This is a genomic window from Paenibacillus sp. 10L310 (assembly GCF_056395745.1).
Genome location: NZ_JBFTKC010000001.1, coordinates 673526 through 692792 on the forward strand (window position 1 = coordinate 673526; position 19267 = coordinate 692792).

The 19267-nt window shown below is 45.3% G+C and carries 11 protein-coding genes and 1 tRNA gene; 8 read left to right on the forward strand and 4 right to left on the reverse strand.

Annotated features, from left to right (window positions below; all coding sequences use genetic code 11):
* The first annotated feature begins 91 nt into the window (after nt 1–91).
* From mutM to AC1DE7_RS03395, 4 genes are all read left to right on the forward strand, one after another.
* Nucleotides 92–919 carry a DNA-formamidopyrimidine glycosylase gene (mutM, locus tag AC1DE7_RS03380; protein WP_036669994.1) on the forward strand — a complete coding sequence of 276 codons (828 nt, stop codon included), beginning with the start codon at nt 92–94 and terminating at the stop codon, nt 917–919.
* 142 nt (nt 920–1061) lie between these two features.
* Entirely contained in the window at nt 1062–1835 is a 774-nt protein-coding gene (locus AC1DE7_RS03385) for a manganese efflux pump (protein ID WP_047842325.1), read from the forward strand.
* Nucleotides 1836–1844: 9 nt separating this feature from the next.
* Nucleotides 1845–2441, forward strand: a complete 597-nt coding sequence (gene coaE / locus AC1DE7_RS03390) for a dephospho-CoA kinase (protein ID WP_101313353.1) — start codon at nt 1845–1847, stop codon at nt 2439–2441.
* Nucleotides 2438–3001 carry a lytic transglycosylase domain-containing protein gene (locus AC1DE7_RS03395; RefSeq protein WP_036609809.1) on the forward strand — a complete coding sequence of 188 codons (564 nt, stop codon included), beginning with the start codon at nt 2438–2440 and terminating at the stop codon, nt 2999–3001. The genes coaE and AC1DE7_RS03395 overlap by 4 nt, the downstream gene beginning before the upstream one ends.
* An 82-nt stretch (nt 3002–3083) precedes the next feature.
* Here the strand turns inward: AC1DE7_RS03395 and AC1DE7_RS03400 are convergent, their stop codons facing one another.
* Nucleotides 3084–3305 carry an alpha/beta-type small acid-soluble spore protein gene (locus AC1DE7_RS03400; protein WP_017689472.1) on the reverse strand — a complete coding sequence of 74 codons (222 nt, stop codon included), beginning with the start codon at nt 3303–3305 and terminating at the stop codon, nt 3084–3086.
* Between the two features lie 116 nt (nt 3306–3421).
* Between AC1DE7_RS03400 and nrdR the strand changes: the two genes are divergently transcribed.
* Together nrdR and AC1DE7_RS03410 are read left to right on the forward strand one after the other, a co-directional pair.
* On the forward strand, nt 3422–3889 hold the full coding sequence (gene nrdR / locus AC1DE7_RS03405) for a transcriptional regulator NrdR (protein ID WP_036609807.1): 468 nt from the start codon (nt 3422–3424) through the stop codon (nt 3887–3889).
* A gap of 185 nt (nt 3890–4074) precedes the next feature.
* Nucleotides 4075–4147: transfer RNA gene (locus AC1DE7_RS03410), tRNA-Ala, on the forward strand.
* 236 nt (nt 4148–4383) lie between these two features.
* Here the strand turns inward: AC1DE7_RS03410 and AC1DE7_RS03415 are convergent.
* Entirely contained in the window at nt 4384–8004 is a 3621-nt protein-coding gene (locus AC1DE7_RS03415) for an S-layer homology domain-containing protein (RefSeq protein WP_477533730.1), read from the reverse strand.
* A 417-nt stretch (nt 8005–8421) separates the two neighbouring features.
* On the opposite strand from AC1DE7_RS03415, the gene AC1DE7_RS03420 reads away from it, so the two are divergent.
* Entirely contained in the window at nt 8422–16446 is an 8025-nt protein-coding gene (locus tag AC1DE7_RS03420; RefSeq protein ID WP_477533731.1) for an immunoglobulin-like domain-containing protein, read from the forward strand.
* 144 nt (nt 16447–16590) lie between these two features.
* On the opposite strand, the gene AC1DE7_RS03425 is transcribed toward AC1DE7_RS03420, so the two are convergent.
* A complete protein-coding gene (locus tag AC1DE7_RS03425; protein WP_477533732.1) occupies nt 16591–17529 on the reverse strand; it encodes an FAD:protein FMN transferase in 939 nt (312 codons plus the stop codon).
* A gap of 9 nt (nt 17530–17538) precedes the next feature.
* Nucleotides 17539–18468 carry a LysR substrate-binding domain-containing protein gene (locus tag AC1DE7_RS03430; protein ID WP_477533733.1) on the reverse strand — a complete coding sequence of 310 codons (930 nt, stop codon included), beginning with the start codon at nt 18466–18468 and terminating at the stop codon, nt 17539–17541.
* 179 nt (nt 18469–18647) lie between these two features.
* Between AC1DE7_RS03430 and AC1DE7_RS03435 the strand changes: the two genes are divergently transcribed.
* Entirely contained in the window at nt 18648–19262 is a 615-nt protein-coding gene (locus AC1DE7_RS03435) for an NADPH-dependent FMN reductase (protein ID WP_477533734.1), read from the forward strand.
* Nucleotides 19263–19267 lie beyond the last annotated feature (5 nt).

Below are 19267 nucleotides of genomic sequence, written 5' to 3' on the forward strand. Positions count from 1 at the left end.
TTTTACAAAAGGGCTTTCCATGTTTGAGATATAAGAAAAGGGTCCCGCTGAGCGCCATCTTCCGTTATAATATAGGGGAGGTGAGAACATCATGCCGGAATTACCGGAAGTCGAAACAGTCAGAAGAACATTGAATCAACTTATTGTGGGCAAAACGATTGATCATGTTACCGTTAGCTTGCCGCGGATTATTCAGCGGCCGGACGACATAGATGCATTTGCAATGGAACTCGCGGGACATACCGTCATTGGGGTGGAGCGCCGCGGCAAGTTTTTGCGTATTTTGCTGGACGGGCTGGTGCTTGTCTCCCATCTGCGGATGGAAGGAAGATACGGTGTGTACGAGCAGCATGAAGATGTGGAGAAACATACACATGTGATCTTCCATTTTAATGATGGTACGGAATTGCGTTATAAGGATGTGCGTCAATTTGGTACGATGCATCTGTTTAATGCAGGTGAGGAACTGGTGTCCAAACCTCTGCTGAAGCTGGGACTGGAGCCGCTTGATCCCGCCTTTACGGTAACTGCATTCCGCGAGGCGGTTGGCAAGCGTACAACCAAAATCAAGGCTGTGCTTTTAAATCAGGCATATGTGGTCGGTATCGGGAATATTTATGTGGACGAGGCTCTATTTCGCGCAGGTATCCATCCCGAGACCATCGCCAAGACACTGACCGAAGCTCAGTTAACGGTGCTTCATGAAGCGATTGTGGCTACGTTGCAAGATGCAGTGAATGCAGGTGGATCTTCCATCAAGTCCTATGTGAATGGACAGGGTGAGATGGGGATGTTCCAGCATCAACTGAAAATCTATGGACGCAAATCAGAACCTTGTACAACTTGTGGTACGTTAATTGAAAAAACGGTGGTTGGTGGCCGTGGCACGCATTTTTGTCCGAACTGTCAGCTGCTGTAACATGAACTGAATGAACGAAATGATGAAATCATAGCACCCTTGGATTCCTCCCTCCATATACTGATATGGCAGAAATAAGCGGGCGTATACCCATACTGGCATCTTCAGTTGGCACGAGTACCGCACAGAGGAGGAGTCCGGGGTGCTGCATCATTTTATTTCATTGCTGGCGCTTGCTTTGGCGCTTAGTTTAGATGGTTTTGGAGTCGGGATTACATATGGGTTACGGAGGACTAAGATTCCCCTGTTATCTATCGCTGTTATTTCGATCTGTTCGGGATTGGTTATTGCCTTGTCGATGCAAGTAGGTGTGTTGTTGTCCCATGTGGTGTCACCGGATATCGCTTCGATCGTGGGAGCCGTTATATTGATAGGTATTGGTGCATGGTCACTGTTGCAACTAATTCGGAAGCAAGGCAAAGAACAGCTGGAAACAGACACTGGAATGGGTGAGGGAACAGAAGCAAAGGTAACTGGAGTGGGAGAAGCACAAGAGAGACTGTCGGCTTCAAAGGGCAGAAATCAGGTGCTTGCACTGGATCTGGAACAGTCGGCTTCAAGTGGATCACTGGAACGAATGGTATTTACACTGGAGCTGCGCAAGCTGGGCGTTGTCATTCAGATCCTTCGGAGTCCCTCCAAGGCGGATATGGATAACTCGGGGAGTATATCTGCTCAAGAAGCGATGTGGCTGGGTATTGCTCTGTCTCTGGATGCGTTTGGAGCAGGTTTGGGAGCGGCACTTCTGGGATTCCCTACACTATGGACAGCACTCATTATTGCACTGTTTAGTGGGGCGTTTCTGTCACTCGGCATGAAGGTTGGCCTACGATTCTCAGCTCTGCGCTGGATGCGAAGACTGTCTGTATTGCCAGCGCTAATGTTAATGATTATGGGAATAATGAAGTTGTTATGAGGTGAAACGATGAATATAGGCTTAACCGGCGGGATCGCGACAGGCAAAAGCAGTGTTTCCGCCTATCTCGCCAGTAAGGGAGCGTTGCTCATCGATGCAGACGTTATTGCCCGGGAAGTTATGATGCCCGGGCATCCCGTGTTGGCCGCCGCTGTTAAGCGGTTTGGACAAGCCATACTGAACGAAGATGGAACACTGGATCGGAAAAAGCTTGGGAGTATTGTTTTTCAACAACCAGAGGAACGAAAGGCATTGGAGGCTATCACACATCCGGCGATCCGAAAAGAGATGCGCGAACGGGCTGCTGCATACGCGTTGCAACATCCGGATAAACTTGTGGTATCTGATATTCCTTTGCTCTACGAATCAGGTCTGGAGGACGGTTTCGAGGAAGTCATGGTTGTATATGTCCCGAGATCGGTGCAACGAGATCGCTTGATGAGTCGGGATGGAATGACTGCAGCACAGGCTGAGGCTCGAATGGATGTACAGATGGATATTGAGCGCAAAAAACAGCTGGCAGACATTGTCATCGATAACAGCGGCTTATGGCCTGCGACGGAACAGCAAATTGACTCATATCTACAGCGTAAGGGTTTGTTATGAGAATATTGCGTAAGAAACGTGTATTGCTGTTGATGTTTGTTTCCTTTGTACTGGTGTTATTTCTGAATACAAACTGGATGGCATGGTTCTATCCCATACATTATAAGGAAGAGATCCGTGCCCAATCTCAGAGCTATGAGGTTGATCCGTTTCTAATTGCTTCCATTATCAAGGTGGAGACCAATTTTAAGACAAGCAAGGAATCCAAACGAGGTGCCATTGGGCTCATGCAACTGATGCCGGACACGGCGAACTGGATACTGGAACAAGCCAAAATTCCCGACACTTCGCTGGAGGAATTGAAGCACGAGCCTGAACGAAATATTCAGTTAGGCACATGGTATCTGCGGAATCTGTCCGATCAATTCGATGGCAATGAAGCAGTTATGATCGCTGCCTATAATGCGGGTCCAGGCAAAGTGAACAGTTGGCTTAGAGATGGTGTATGGGATGGCTCGTTCGATACAGTGAAAGATATTCCGTTTGGTGAGACGCGTCACTATGTACAAAGAGTCATTTACTATTATAATCAGTATGTAAAGATCTATAATACGTTCTAAGTATATAAGTAGAAGCACAGAGCAGGCCGGTTATTCACCGGCCGCTCCATGCTCCTCTGTGTAGCGTATTACGATGCAGATATTATTGGTATTGACCTGCCAATTGCTGTTCTGCAATTGTTACCAGACGCTTCGTGATGTATCCACCGATCGAACCGTTCTCGTAAGAAGTCATGTTACCTTGGTATCCGTCTTGTGGGATGCTGATTCCGAGTTCTTGAGCAACTTCATATTTCATTTGCTCGAGTGCTGCGGAAGCTTTAGTTACCACCAAGTTGTTGGAGTTACCATTGCTTTGTGCCATTGCTGTTCACCTCCTCGCGGGTTGGTAAAAGTATTATGTGTCGGCAATGCGTTTTTCATTACAAAATCAGTACAGGGAATATGTGGTAAAAAGTAAAACGTGGGAAGTGATCTGTTTTGAAGTGTCCTTATTGCGGTTATATGGGTACCAAAGTGCTTGATTCGCGTCCGGCCAACGAAGCAAAATCCATTCGTCGTCGCCGTGAGTGTGAGCAGTGTGCCCGAAGATTTACAACGTTTGAGATGATTGAGGAGACTCCACTGATCGTCATTAAGAAAGATGGCAGCCGGGAAGAGTTCAGCCGGGACAAGATTCTCCGCGGGCTTATTCGTGCCTGTGAGAAACGTCCAGTCTCCGTAGAGACCCTGGAGATGATGGTATCTGAAGTAGAGAAATCTCTCCGTAATACAGCTGATGCTGAAGTTGAGAGTCGCCAGATTGGTGAATTATTGATGGAACAGTTGTTTCCGGTCGATGAAGTGGCGTATGTCCGTTTTGCGTCGGTATACCGCCAGTTCAAAGATATCAATATGTTCATGAAAGAACTGAAATCCCTGTTGTCCAAAGACGATCTGGAGGATTAATGAAGTTGGTAAAGGGAGAAGAGCAGTCTGGAGTTCCAGTCCGTGTGTACCAGAGAAATCGGTTGTTCTTCTCCAATCACTTTGGATCTTGAGAAAGTGATTGACAGCGAAAGCTGGATTTTATATGATATAGGAGTCGCCTGTGGAACGTTGCAGTGTTGGACAAGTTATCTATTTCATATCCTGGGGCCTTAGCTCAGCTGGGAGAGCGCATCGCTGGCAGCGATGAGGTCAGGGGTTCGATCCCCCTAGGCTCCATAATCAAGAACGCCATCACGTCATGTGATGGCGTTTTTTTGTGCGTGAAATAAATCAGAACATGCATTAATTAATTAGAATTTTTTGGACTTGGGGACAAATATTCTAGATGCAAAAATAGAGGGTTTAAAGTCCTGACTGTGGAGTTGTCAAAAAAAGTACAGTTTGAAAACAAGGAGACCCTTCCGGCTGGATATTGTCCAACCGGAAGGGTCTGCATTTATCTGTATACGCTTTCAGTTAGCCAGATATTCAACGAATCTTACAAAGATCGTGGCTACTTCGGCGCGGGTGGCGGTGGCTTTGGGAGCAAAAAAGTTGTCCGGCTTGCCTAATACAATGCCGATGCCTTGTAGCGCCTGAACGGCCTCCAACGCCCAGGAGGCGATCTCACTCTCGTCCGTGAAGGGCTTAGCGTGGCTTTCAGGGAGCTCATAGCCTTTGTACTTCATGTAGTTGTACAGTATCACCAGCATCTGCTCGCGCGTCATCGGTGAATTGGGGTCAAACAGGTCTGCGTTTGTACCGTTGACTATGCTTTTTTCGGCCGCCCACTCGGCTGCCGCAGTGTACCACTGTCCTTCTGTCACGTCGTTAAAGCGGGAGCTCGTGTAGCTGGAGAGGTTTACGTTCTCAAGATTGGCTAGTACCTGGACGAACATTGCACGCGTCATTGCGGTTCCCGGTGAGAACGTTGTGGGCGTCGTGCCGTTGAAAAGATCGTATGTGTAGGCGAAATTTATATCGTTGTAGAACCAGTCGTTCATGTTGGCATCCCTGAAAGGATTGCCCGATATTACGAGGAAGCCCAGTGGGGGGGCGTCATCAAACGCCAGCTCCGTACCCTCACGGATGTTCAGCGACATGCCGTTATCTAAGCTAACTTTTGCGCCGCTCGGTCCTACCACAACCGCTCCGCCGCTCCGTATCTTCGATCCGCCATGAATATCCACACGGTTGCCGTTGGGCAGGGTCACATGCGCGTCTTTGCCGCCTACTGTAACCGTACCGTCGCTCGCTATTGTCGATCCTCCCGAAATGGTCACTGTGCTGTTGTCGCCGGGTAGTGTCACTTCGGCGCTCTTGTCTGCCGGAATGGTTACCTTACCGTTTGAGTCTATCGTTGTGCCTTCGGGCACCTTAATCTTCGTCCCGCCTTTGGTCACAATCTCGCCGCCACCGGGGAGGGTGGTGTTGCCGTTTTTGTCTGTGACCGCGGGTTTATCCTTCGGTGTATTCACTGTGTAGGTCGACTTCAACGTTCCAGCGTCTGTCCCGGTGCCCGTATTGTCGGTGTTGCCCGTATTACCGATGTTGCCGGTATTTCCGGTGTTGCCCGTATTGCCGCCAGAATCAGGCACAGTGGGAGTCGTCGTCTTCATCGGCGTCGTCGTAGCACTGATCTCCGCGCCGTCGCCCTTTGCATTCACCGCGATGATGGTGAAGTTGTAGCCTTGGCCGTTTGTCAGGTTCTTGAAGGTATATTTGGTCTCCGTCGCATCCAGTGTAATCGGCGTCCCGTTGCCATACCATACCTTGTAGCCCAAGATCGCACTGCCACCGTCGTCAGCAGGGGCGGTCCAGTTCAATGTGACCTGTCCGTCACCGGCTGTCGCCTTGAAGCCGCTCGGAGCACCGGGCACGACCGGTTTTCTCTGCGCGAACATCCAATTAAAGACGTCTGTGTAGTCATTGTTCCAAGCCGGCAAGTTAGAGGACTGCGCCGTGGGAGCTATGCTCCAATTCCCCATAGTTATCTGGTTGTAAAGAACCGCCGCTTCAACTTCGTGCGCTATGTAATCAGCCAGAACAGGTGTGTTGGCCGGATTCGGCCTCAGGTTCGGCTGATCAAATTGATTGTAGGGCCACGTAAGGACCTCATTACTCTCAAAGCGCGAAGCCCTCGCGTTGATCATTTTTGGCATATTGTTATTGATAAAGTTATTGAGGTTAGTCTGGTAGCCTCCAACATTATGAGCATTTAAAAACATCCAATAGGCCAGGTTGTTGTGAGCGTCGTTGTCCTTAGCATTCGGTGAACCGCTTACCGGGGCCATAGGTGCGGCGGCGGCGAAGAAGCCAGGGTGGCTGTTAACTAAGTTGTTTGTATACTGGCCGCCCCATGAGAAGCCCGCCGCGTAAACACGATTAGGGTCTACTTCGCCGCTGGCAATCAGGGCGTCTATGACCTTCTTAACATTCTCTGTTGAGGGAACAGATACGCCATTATAGGAAATATTCAGTACATGGCTGGCGTACTTGTCAGGATTTTTCTCCATTTTTTTCATTAGAGCGACCGAGCCGTTGGCGGATTTCATGGCCGCTTTTTGGTCTGTCGCAGCGTTTGTGCCGCCGCGTGACATGCCGTGAGTATAAACATACAGCGGCAATCCTTTGATCACTTTACCGTCTTCATCCTTGTGAAGGTAGAGCGAGCGATTGACCGAATTGTCCGTGAATGTTGTAAACTTGTCAAGGATCGGATTCACAACTTTTTCCTGTTCAAAAACCACGTTGCGAAGTGGACTCCCCTCTGTCAGTACGATCTCTCCGTTTGGGACGATGTTGTAAACCTGCTTTGTCGAGTTACTGCTGCCATCCAGCGTTGTTTTGCCGCCGCTCGCTGAATAAAACTCAGACTCAACTACGATGTAACGGCCGCTTGCCAGTCCGTCCTGATAATCCGGTGAATTGCTTACCGGCCCCAGATAGCCGCGTACCTTCGGTTCGTCATTAGCGTATACCCTTGTGATCTTGCGCGTTCCTTCAAAGGTCACCGCTTCGCCGTTCAGGGTTGTGTTCCTGGCTGACAAGGTAAACAAGCCCGAATTAAGCTCGGATCCTAACGCTGCCTTCCCCTCGCCTAAGTCGATGATGACAGCCGTTGTGTACTCGCCACTGGCGAAGTTGTCATTCCATACGATAAAGGGAAGTATCCCCGCGTCCGGATCGTTTTTGAATGTTACGTGAATTGTATGGTCAGCCTCAGTATTCGAAAAGGTATAAGTGCCAGCAGATAGAGTCACGGTCTCGCCGTCTACCGTTACGGTATCCACCATTTTGCCGGAATCGGGGGTAAACGTAAATTCTTTGTTAGAGTCCCGATCTACTCTCAGAACATCGCCGGGTGGGTTCGGCGTTATTCGGCCGCCCGGTCCCGCAGTGGCGGTGATTGAGAATCTGGTGTCCACTTCATTGGCTAAAGAGAGCTGCAGGCTGTCTGTAAAAGAAGCAGCGCTGGTGTAAGCCGCGTCCGGATCTCCGAAACTGGAAACGACTTCATAACGATCACCGCCTTTTTCCGTTGAGTTATTAATATAAACCTCAAAGGTAAGCTTGCCCTCCTCCAAGGTCAAGGTTCTTTTGGGTATTCTCATCTCCACGATATATCCTGTTTCCGTGATCTGGGTCCATGCAGCTCTGCCCGGAGCGGCCTGCCCTGAGAACACACCCGACGCGCTGACGCGCCATTGGTTTGAGCCTCCGGTTCCGGTGCCGACATAAAACTCCAGGCTGTCGTACTGGTGATCTCCGCCAGCTCCCTGATATAGATTACTGTCATTCACAACTACGCGGGAATACAGGTAGTCATGGTCCCAAAGGATTTTGGCTGTGCCCGTGGCATGGGGTCTGGGATCGGCGGGCACAGTGCTTTTGTTGATGTGATGCTCCATGGTCTGGCCCCAGAGTGGGTCGTTTGACCCGAGTTCGGGAGTTCCAAAAATGGCGGTGGGTGTTTCATTCGCTTCTGCGTTCTCGATGTTGTCAGTGGCGGCGGCATAGCTGGTAGGCATTAATGACACCACCATTACCAAGCAACAGAGGAACGCGAGCATTCTGCTAAATCGTTTTGGCATAAATGAAAATCCTCCTTATTTTTCGATTCGGTGTGCCCATGGCTTACCGCATCGTATTCGGACACGTTGTCCATATGACAAGCGCCCAACTATATATATTATGTTTATCAGGCGTTCAATCCTTTAATTTACCTATAGAGTATATTAAGAATGAAAACGATTACTTCGAAGCATAGGGATAGTGTTGAAGTTTGCGGGAATTACAATAAAAAAATCCACCTTATTAACAAGATACTACATTGAATTGGAAGTGTTGAAGACGTAATATGAGAAGAAATGTAAGCGCATTCTTTTTTTAAAACGTATCTCTATTTCCTTGAGCGAGGTGGTCTGGTTTTATAGGTGAGAGATATGGGTTGTATGCTTCTGAAAATTATCGAAGGGAAGAATGCTATGCGGAAGCAAATTACAATCCTAATGTTAGTTTTACTTATGACCTTCAGTAGCTGGTTTAATCTTGTTCTGCCATTTAGCAATCAAGCTTCAGCGGACACAATAACACCAACGATGTTGGCGCATTATCCATTGCTTGAGGATGTACAGGATATATCAGGTAATGAAAAGCATGGAACGGCCGTAGGAGACATTACTTACACCGATGGTCTCACTTTACCTGGGGGAACAGATAGTAATACAAACTACGTTCAGCTTCCTACTGGTTTGTTTGATAATCAAGAAAATACAACGATATCTGTATGGATCAAGAGCAACACTGGAAGTGGGAACTACTCAGCATTATTCTACGGTACTCCAGCAGCTGGCAATAACTTGCCAACGAATTACTGGATGTTTAATCCATCGAATCCAAGTGGTGATTTTAAGTCAGTATTTACGAATAACAATAATGTTGACCAGCCTTGGACGACTGAGGTAGGGGTATCAGGCACTTCTACGTCACAGTACGAAGGTCAATGGGTTCACTATACGACGGTCATTACAGAACGCTATATTACAGGTTACATTAACGGTGTAAGTATAGGCACGACCGCCAAAGAGAAAACAACAGCAAGTTTTGGTACTGATTTGCATGCTTACATCGGTCGCTCCAATTATTTAGGGGATGCTACTTTTGCAGGCAGCTTTCAAGATTTAAGAATTTACGGAGAGGCACTAGATAATGAAGATATCGCTGTAGTATATGAACAATCGTTTAATGAAAAGCAAATACAACAAGGCAAAATAGAGTTAACGTTAGGTGATATATCGGCAGTTACAGAATCTCTTGAACTGCCTACTCAAGATAAGAATGGCGCAATGATCTCATGGACTTCTAGTGATGAGAGTGCGATTAGTGCAACCGGGGAAGTGTTCTTACGAGAAATGGAGCAACAAGTGACGTTAACTGCAACCATTTCTTTAGGTGGAAGCCAGGCAACGAAGGAGTTTATTGTTACCTTACTACCTAAGGATGACTCTATTGAGCAGATTGCCGTTAAGAATGTCTTGCTTAATGAACCTACATTTATTTTATCAGCGGGGGACAGCGAGATATTAGTAGCTACTATTTCACCTTCAAATGCAACAAATAAAAGAGTTATCTGGGCATCTAGTGACTCCAGTGTAGCGATTGTCAATTCAACGGGTAAAGTTACAGCTGTTAGTGAAGGTACAGCCACAATTACGGTACAGACTGAAGATGGAGAGTTTACAGCTACATCAGCCGTTACCGTTAAGGGAAAATCGCTAAAAGATGATCTTATTCTTCATTACAACATGAAGACGACTGAAGAAGTAGACGGTCAACTCGTACTGAAGGATGTTGCCAACAAGGCAGTTACATTTGACGGAATATTTAGAAATCCAAACAATGGACAATTCATTTCAAACAGTGAGGTTGGCTTTGTTTCCTTCAATGGTGGAAGCTCTACATCTAATAGTGGGCATGTTGAGATTCCTAAGGGCTCAAATGGACTAGATCTACTACACGGTCTGAATGAGATTACAGTATCTTCAATCGTGAACTGGACGAATGATGGGACGAATCGCTGGATCTTCGGTTTGGGTACTGTATTAACACCAGAAACGAACAAATATTTCTTCGTAACACCACGTCACGGTAGTGGATCAGGTAATATGATTGCCACAGGTATCTCTAAAAATGGCTGGCCGAACGAAGCATTAGTTACAGGTAGCGCAAACTCAAACCTTATCGGTGGGCAGTGGAAGCATGTAACGGTGTCCTTGTCCGAAGCTAGCAATAGGATAACGTTATTCGTGGATGGAGCTAAGGTTGCTTCGGGTAATGCAAAGGGACTAAAGCTGTCAGAAATTATTAATCCGGATGCTACTTTCTCTGGCTTTATCGGTAAATCAATCTTCTCAAACGATCCATACCTTCAAGGTAGCGTAGCTGATTTTCGAGTATATGATCGCGCGTTGACAGACCAAGAAGTAGGCGAGTTATATCAACAAGAAGGAGCAACTCACATCTCAAAAATACGTCAGCTGACTGTTGATGATGCAGCGAATCAACTCAACATCAGTCGTTACTTAGGTGAAGGCGATAAAAGCACCGATAAGATAACAAGAAACGTTACATTACCGACAAGCGGTAAAAACGGCGTGAGCATTACTTGGAGTTCCAGTCATCCTACTGTCATTTCTAACCATGGCACTGTACAACGTCCAGCTGTTCAAGCAGATAATGTTCAGGCAGAGCTTACGGCTACTTTAACGTATCAAGGCGTATCAACTACAGCTGTATTCCCTGTTACGATCTTGAAGCAATTCGATGATCAGCAGAAGGTTGATCTGGACGCTGAACAAATAGAGATCTACAATGCTGACAACGTTAAAGGTAACTTACGTCTTGTTGCTACAGGTGAACAAGGCTCCACAATTACATGGGTATCTAGCAGACCGGCAGTTATTAAAGGAACGGCTGAAGCGGCTGGTAACGCTACACAGCTAGGCTGGGTAAGCCGTCAAGCTACGGATACGCCCGTTACGCTAATAGCTACAATTACGAATGGTGCAGCTTCTAAACAGCTTACGTTTAACGTTACGATTAAACAAGCAATTGCGCCAGTGCAGCATGATGCTTACTTCTTTGCGTACTTTACAGGTGAATATGAGGGTGGTGAAGAGATATCCTTCGCTACAGCAGAAGATCCATTGTTCTGGAAAGGCTTGAATAACGGTAAGTCGATCCTTCAATCTGATATGGGTGAAAAAGGACTTCGAGATCCATTTGTTATTCGGTCACCAGAAGGGGATAAATTCTATATGCTGGCAACCGATTTGAAAATGGGCGAAAGTACAAATTTCGACCAAGCTCAAATTACGGGTAGTCATTACATGATGATTTGGGAGTCGGAGGATCTCGTTCATTGGAGCGAGCAACGTATGATCGAGGTTGCTCCTAAGACTGGAGGAAATACGTGGGCACCAGAAGCTATCTATGATCCAGTAACTGGAGAGTATATCGTATTTTGGGCATCATCGATGAAAAACACAGAGACATATGGTGATTATAACGGAAGACCTGCAGGTCAGTACAATGTGATGTACTACGCAACAACAAGAGACTTCTACAACTTCTCGGAGCCAAAGGTCATGATTGATGAGTCACTTCCGACAATTGATACAACGTTTATTGAGCATAATGATATGTTGTACCGATTCACCAAATCAGAAGTGAATACTAAAGTGTATGTGGAGAAAGCACCAACTTTTTACTATGACAAGGACGGTATTGCAGCAAACGGCCTTCAATACGACGCTGTTCCGGGTACACGTGATAATAAACTTGGCTTGATCGGAAATAATGGCAACAACGAAGGGCAAACGATTTTTAAAGATAATAATAAAGACAAATGGTATCTGTTCCTTGATTCATGGCCATATCATGTTCGATATACAACAGATCTGGATAGTAGCACACAATATATGAACAATGTATTAAGTAGTGATAAATATGCACTTCCGCCAGGACCACGACACGGAACCGTAATTCCAATCTCACGTGCAGAGTATGATGCTTTGCAAGAGAAGTATGCCTGGAAAGGTCCAGCACCATCAACAGACCCGGTTGTACATTACTCATTTGATGCAAATACAGTGAATGGTACAATGGTGAATGACATTTCTGGCAATGGTCATCACGCAACACTAGTAGGTGGAGCAACGATTAATGAAGAGGATCGTATTGGTAAAACGGGTGGTGCACTAGAGCTTAATGGATCAACAGGATATGTGAAGCTGCCAGATAACTTGATTCAATCCTTGAATCTTGAGAAGGCTACGTTCTCTACATGGGTTCAAATGGACAGAAATCAAGCAAGTCAAAGAATATTTGATTTTGCTTCCGACACAGGCAGACAGGTTAACCGCAACACCATGTACTTGAGCACACAAGGTGATACAGGTAGTCTAGAGTTCGCTGTCGTAACCCCTTTTACAGAGAAATTTAGCAATGACAGCACGCGACTGGGATCAGAATATAAATATGCGGTGAGAAATTCCGGGTTATTACCAACGAAGACTTGGCAGCATGTTGCAATTACAATGGATGAATTTGATGCCGTATTGTATGTGAATGGTCAAGAGGTTAAACGTAGCTCGACATTTAACGTTGAGCCGAGAATGTTACTGGAAACAACGATGAATTATATTGGTAAATCGAGAAACAGCTCTCATAGTTTATTTGATGGTAAATTGGATGATTTCCGTATTTATAATCGTGCATTATCCGTTGAAGAGATTGCAACATTAGCTGATGAAGACGTTACTCCTCCAGTAGAGCAGCCATCTGGGGCAGAGCTCATTCTTCACTACAATATGGATGATATTGATGGTGCAACGGTTATTGACCAAACAGGAAACTTCAATGGAAAATGGATGAATCCGTCTAAAGCAGAATGGATTCGTACACAAGATGCTGGTGTACTAAGCTTTACTGGTGGCACAACTAACTCTTATGTAGAACTGCCACAAGGAGTTCTCGATGGATTAACGGATATGACCGTTTCATCCATTGTGAACTGGAGCGGTAAAAACGCTGCCGAGTGGTTATATGCATTAGGAAGACCAAACAATAATACCCACTATACGTATTTCACACCACGTTATAACGCTAATGGTCTAGCTCGTTTAGGTATCGCGACGAATGCTTGGAATAATGAGTCTTCAACTTCTACCACGGGCTTAAAGAATAATGAATGGAAAGTAGTTACGACTGTTGTTTCAGGCACGGATGGTACACTAACGCTTTATATCGATGGTGTTGCTGTTGCATCAGGCTCAACGAATGGAATGACACTAGAACAAATAAAAAATACTTCAGGCAGTAGTGGAACCATCGGTAAGTCATTCTATACAGCTGATCCATACTTCGGAGGTATGATTGCAGACTTCCAAATCTATGATGGTGCGATGACTGCGGCAGATATTACATCACTTAAGGCCCATGCAGATCAGAAGATTGCTTTGATGGAGGGCATGCTTGTATCGGCTGCGACAGAGAAATTAACGATTCATGATCTTCTTGCTTCTAATGCATCAAAAGATGCGATTATAAGCAATGTAACATTGCCAACATCAGGTGTTTATGGCACAACAATAAGCTGGACTTCAGATAAGGGGAATGTCATCTCAACTACAGGTGCCGTAACCAGACCAGCTAACGCAACAGGTGATCAAGTTGTAACGTTAACAGCAGTATTTACAGATGGTACAGAGACAGTTAACAAAACTTTTCAGTTGACGGTTAAGGCATTGCCAAACGATGTCACTTCTGTAGATGAAGCAAAAGCAGCACTAGTCGTTCATAACATTAATGATGTAAGAGGTCATATGGCATTACCAACATCTGGACTATATGGAGCAACGATTACTTGGGCTTCTGTACAACCAAACGTCGTTTCAGTTACTGGAGAAGTAAAACGTCCGGCACACGGTAGTGGAAATGTAGACGTGAAGCTTACAGCTACGATTACATTAAATTCAGCATCCACTACGAAGGAATTCATTGCGAAGGTGAAGGAATTGCCTGCTGATGAAAAATATGCGGGATACTTTTTCACATATTTCACTGGAGAAGGTACCGCAACAGGGGAGCAAGTTTACTTTGCACTAAGTAACGGTAATGATCCGTTGAACTGGCGAGAATTGAATAATGGTAAACCTGTATTGACCTCTACCTTAGGGGAGAAGGGTGTACGTGATCCGTTCATTATTCGTTCGCCTGAAGGTGATAAGTTCTACATGATCGCTACCGATCTGAAAATTAACGGCAATGGTAACTGGGGCAGAGCACACACATGGGGCAGTCGTTCCATTATGGTTTGGGAATCGAATGATCTAGTCAATTGGACAGATCAACGCATGGTAGAGGTTGCACCGGAAGAAGCGGGTAATACATGGGCACCAGAAATTATGTACGACAACACAACAGGTGAATATATCGTATTTTGGGCATCAAGAATGTTTGATGACGCATCCCATACAGGCGATGCTTATCAAAAAATGATGTATAGCAAGACAAGAGATTTCTATACGTTTACTGAACCGCAAGTATATTTGGATTATGGATATTCAATCATTGACACAACGATGATTGAGCATGAAGGAAAAGTGTATCGCTTTACGAAAGATGAGCAAAACAACGGAGCTTCTGCTCCATTTGGCAAGATGATCTTCCAAGAGGTGGGTGACTCGATCTTAGATCCAACCTTCAAGATGATTAATCAAGGCGTTGGTAACATCAAATGGGTTGAGGGTCCAACGATCTTCAAATCGAATACAGATGAAAAATGGTATTTATTCGTAGATGAGTTTGGTGGAAGAGGTTATGTTCCATTCGAGACAACAAATCTTGCATCAGGTGTCTGGACATTATCTTCTAACTACAACTTACCAGCTAGTCCGCGTCACGGAACGGTAATTCCAATTACACAAAGTGAGTATGATGCACTCAACGGGAAGAACGTACCCGTTAGCGGAATTAGCTTGGACAAAACGACGTTGTCAATCGTAGAAGGTCAATCAGGGCAATTGACAGCTACGGTAACACCAGCTAATGCAACGAAAAAAGCAGTAACATGGAGCTCTAGCAATACAGCTGTAGCGACTGTAAGTGCGACAGGTCAAGTAACAGCGGTGGCACCAGGAACAGCAAGGATTACAGTAACTACAGTGGATGGTGGTTTTTCATCTAGCGCTACGGTAACGGTAACACTATCGGTTGATGGAACACCACAAGCACCAAGCAGTGGTAATGGAAATGGTGGCGGTGACGGTAACATTCCTGCACCTACAGTACCAACAGCTCCAGGTGGAAATGAGCCAGTGGTCATGGACAACGGCCAAATAAACATTAAACCAGTTGTAAATGAGAGCGGTGCTTCTAAAGTGAAGTTAAGTGCGGATACAATGAAGCGTGCGCTTGATCAAACGACAGGCGGTAAGTTACACATGCAAGTTGAAGCTGATGCAAGCTTGAATGGGCTAACGATTGAGCTAGCAGTAGATGCGCGTTTAACAAGTGGAGCTTCTATGGTAGATCGCATCGAGATCAACACAGGCTCTGCAGTCGTAACCGTGGCAACCGAACTGCTTGGAACAGGAACAAGTGCAGGGAAAACGTTAGGATTGTCGATTAAGAAAATTGCAGCTAATCAACTGCCAGCTGGGGCACAAGCTCAGCTGAATGGTGAGGTCGTATACGATATTGAGCTAACGATTGATGGTAAGAAACTTACAGAGTTTGATGGCAGAGATGATCTCGTGATTGAATTGCCATACACACTAAAGGCTAACGAAAATCCAAACAACGTCGTTGTATACGATGTGAAGGACAACGGAGAGCTAAGAGTGGTGACGAATGGTAAATACAATGCAGCGACAGGAAAAGTAGAGTTCAAGCCAACGTATCTAAGCAAGTATACGGTAGCGTATGTTGCAACGAGCTTTAAGGATGTGAATCAAGACTGGGCGAAGGACGCGATCTCAGCATTGGGAGCAAGAGGCATTGTGAAGGGTGTAGGCGACGGCGAGTTTAATCCGAGGGGTCAAGTGACAAGAGCAGAGTTCATCACCATGCTGATGAATATGTTTGAGCTATCGGATGAGAGCGCAACGACAAGTTTTAGTGATGTGAAGCAAGGAGAATGGTACCATGGAAATATCGCAACCGCGCAGAAGCTGGGGATTGTGAACGGGAAACCAGATGGACGATTCGGAGTTCATGAGAACATTACGCGAGAAGATATGGCGGTTATGGTATACAAGGCTGTCCAAATTAAGCAACTAGCGTTAGCAAGTGGTGAAGCTACAGCCTTCAAGGATGAAGCAAACATCGCAAGTTATGCGAAGCAAGCGGTAGAGGCAATACAGGGAGCAGGCATAATAAACGGTGTAGGTAACGATGAGTTTGCACCGAAGAAGAATGCTAGCCGTGCAGAAGCAGCAGTGATGATCTATAATTTGTTGGGTTTGATGTAGACACATTAAGTATAGGGCAGTTGCTATTGATTCACTCAGATCATAAAGTTGGGCGGAAGAACTTGTTCCGTCCACTTTATTGTCTGTTTAATCAGCGAGTAGGAAAAGCCGTTAGATCCTGTCTTAAAGAAGTAGCTGTTAACTTTACCTTAATACGGGCTCAATTCTTCCTCTAAGATTATCGGTATAGGCCAGATTTCCATCCGTCGTGATTACGGCAGCTTCGATATCCTTCATATTATTAACTTTATGAATAATGGAGACCGCATCTAACCCAAATAATTCTGTAGTATATATATCGCAGTCGAGCGATCGATCCGCAATAATCGTTAAAGAAGCGATATTACTTTCGATTGGATAGCCTGTTCTGCTGTTAAATATATGATGGTACTGACCCCCTTCCTTCTCTAAAACTCTCTCGTATATTCCTGATGTAACGACGGATTGCTCCCGTATACTAACGAGTGCTGCTGCATTTCCTCTAGGTAAAAAGGGATTTTGGATTCCAACTTTCCAATGACTGGACCCGGTGGGAGAATCGCCATGAACCAGAACATTGCCGCCCATATCGACCATAGCTGATGCAGCTCCGTTTTTCTTGAAGAATGACATAACTTGATCAGCAAAATAACCTTTAGCGATCGCTCCAAGGTCGATTTCCATGCCTTTTTTGAATAAATGAACCGTTTGCAGCTCATCGTCAAGCTGTATATGCTCCGGATTCAAGAGCTCCAGCACGGCTTTAATCTCGGTATCCTCCGGCACATGTGCCTCGCGAAAACCAATTCTCCACAATTTGATTAAAGGCCCTATCGCAATATTGAAAAATGAATCTTTATTCAGGCTGTGTTCTTTGCCTATCTTAATAAGATCATACAGTTCCTTGTCTACTCTAAGCGGATGTGATGCGGCTTCTTTTTTTAGCATGGCAAGCTGCGATTGCTCACTGTTGGCACTGAACACTTGTTCATAATGGACAAGCATATTCACGGCTTCCTCGGCAAGCTCTTCAGCATCTGTCCCCTCGATATAGAGGGATATGTTCGTTCCCATAAGCGGTATCGTTCTCGTAAAAGGTTTCATGATAGCCTCCTATATTGCACATTGTTGTCCGTGATTGAGAAAAGTATGGATGAGGTCATGATCCACGCTATTCAGCTTTTTTGCTCCATGATGGGCTATAAAATAATCCAGACTCATCTTCTCTAGAGGGATTGGATAGATGTTGTATTCCGAAGGGCACTCCTTGATATGGATGCTTTCAGGCACAAAAGTCAGACCTAAATTATGCTTTGCAAGCTTGAGTACAGTGTAGATTTCATTGCTTTCCATAACGATATTAGGCTGTACCTTGTAGACACTGAGCAATTGATCAATCTGTTTTCGGATTGCCGAACCTTTGGACGTTAGAATAAGCTTTTGATTCAAAATGGTGCTGATCTCAATCGTGCCCTCCGGGATGACTGCAACATTCTCTTGATATAATTCGCAGCAACGCGGAATGATGGCCTGGTAACTGTGCCTGCCCCAGTTAAACGAGTTCAAGTTAGGGGAGATACTGCTTGAATTTTGCCCGATCCAGAAGTCCAGCTCATTATTTTGGAGACGTTTCTCATTTTGTTCAGGTAAGTCCTCGACAAGATTAATTTTATATGCAGGATGAAGCTCCAGAAAATCTGGTAAAAAAAGGGGCGTTAAGTACACACCGAGGCTCGGAAGAATGCCGATCCGTAACACTTTAATGCCCATATCCGATACATATGAGATTTCCCTTATAAGTTTCGCGTAGCTATTTTCAAGTGACGTTAGGTATTGATAATATATTTTCCCCTGCTCGGTTAATCGGTACGGAAGTTTGTTGCGAGTGATTAGCTCACAGCCCAACTCAATTTCGATTTTCTTGATAACCTTTGTGAGGTAGGGCTGAGATATGTAGAGGGATTGTGCGGCCCTGCTATAGTTACTGTATTTCAATAGGCTGTCAATGTAACACAAGATATCTTGAGATTCTAACTTAGACATGTTCCTCACCCCTTGTGAAAAAAGTAACAAACTTTGAATTTGAGGTGATTATAACAAATTAGTTATCAAACTGCAATGAATAACTATTAGATCATTTGAGCTTTGAATGTTAGAGTTATGCCGAAAGAACGAGTCTGACATTTACGAACATCATCTCGAATGACAGAGAGGGGATTACGATGAATTATTTAGCTATCGTGGGCACGAATTCGGATGTGTCAACGAACCGGACGCTGCTTCAATTTATGCAAAAGCATTTTGCTAGTGAAGCCCAGATTGACTTGTTTGAAATTAAGAGTTTGCCTGCCTTTATTGAAAAAGATGAATTAGAGGATGCTGAAGTTGATATTCCTGTGAAGGTACAAGACTTATTGGATCAAATCTCTAAAGCGAAAGGTGTCATTATCGCTACTCCCGAGTATGATCATGCGATCCCTGCCGTGTTGAAAAGTGCGCTGGAATGGATCAGTTATACCACTCAAACCTTGAAAGACAAACCGGTTCTGATTGTGGGTGCTTCACATGGTGCACTCGGTTCTTCCAGGGCACAAGCGCATCTTAGACAAATCTTGGATTCGCCTGAGCTTGGTGCGAGAATGATGCCTAGCAGCGAGTTTCTTTTGGGAAAATCACAGAGTGCATTTGATAGCAGTGGTAATCTCATGGACGCTGACAAAGTAGCGGAGCTTGACGAAATTTTCAATGAGTTTGTTTTGTTTACGGAGATCACTACGGAACTGTTATCCAAAAGGACGTTGAAGAAAAAAACGAAAAAATTTTCCTGGCAAGAGTAGGGGGG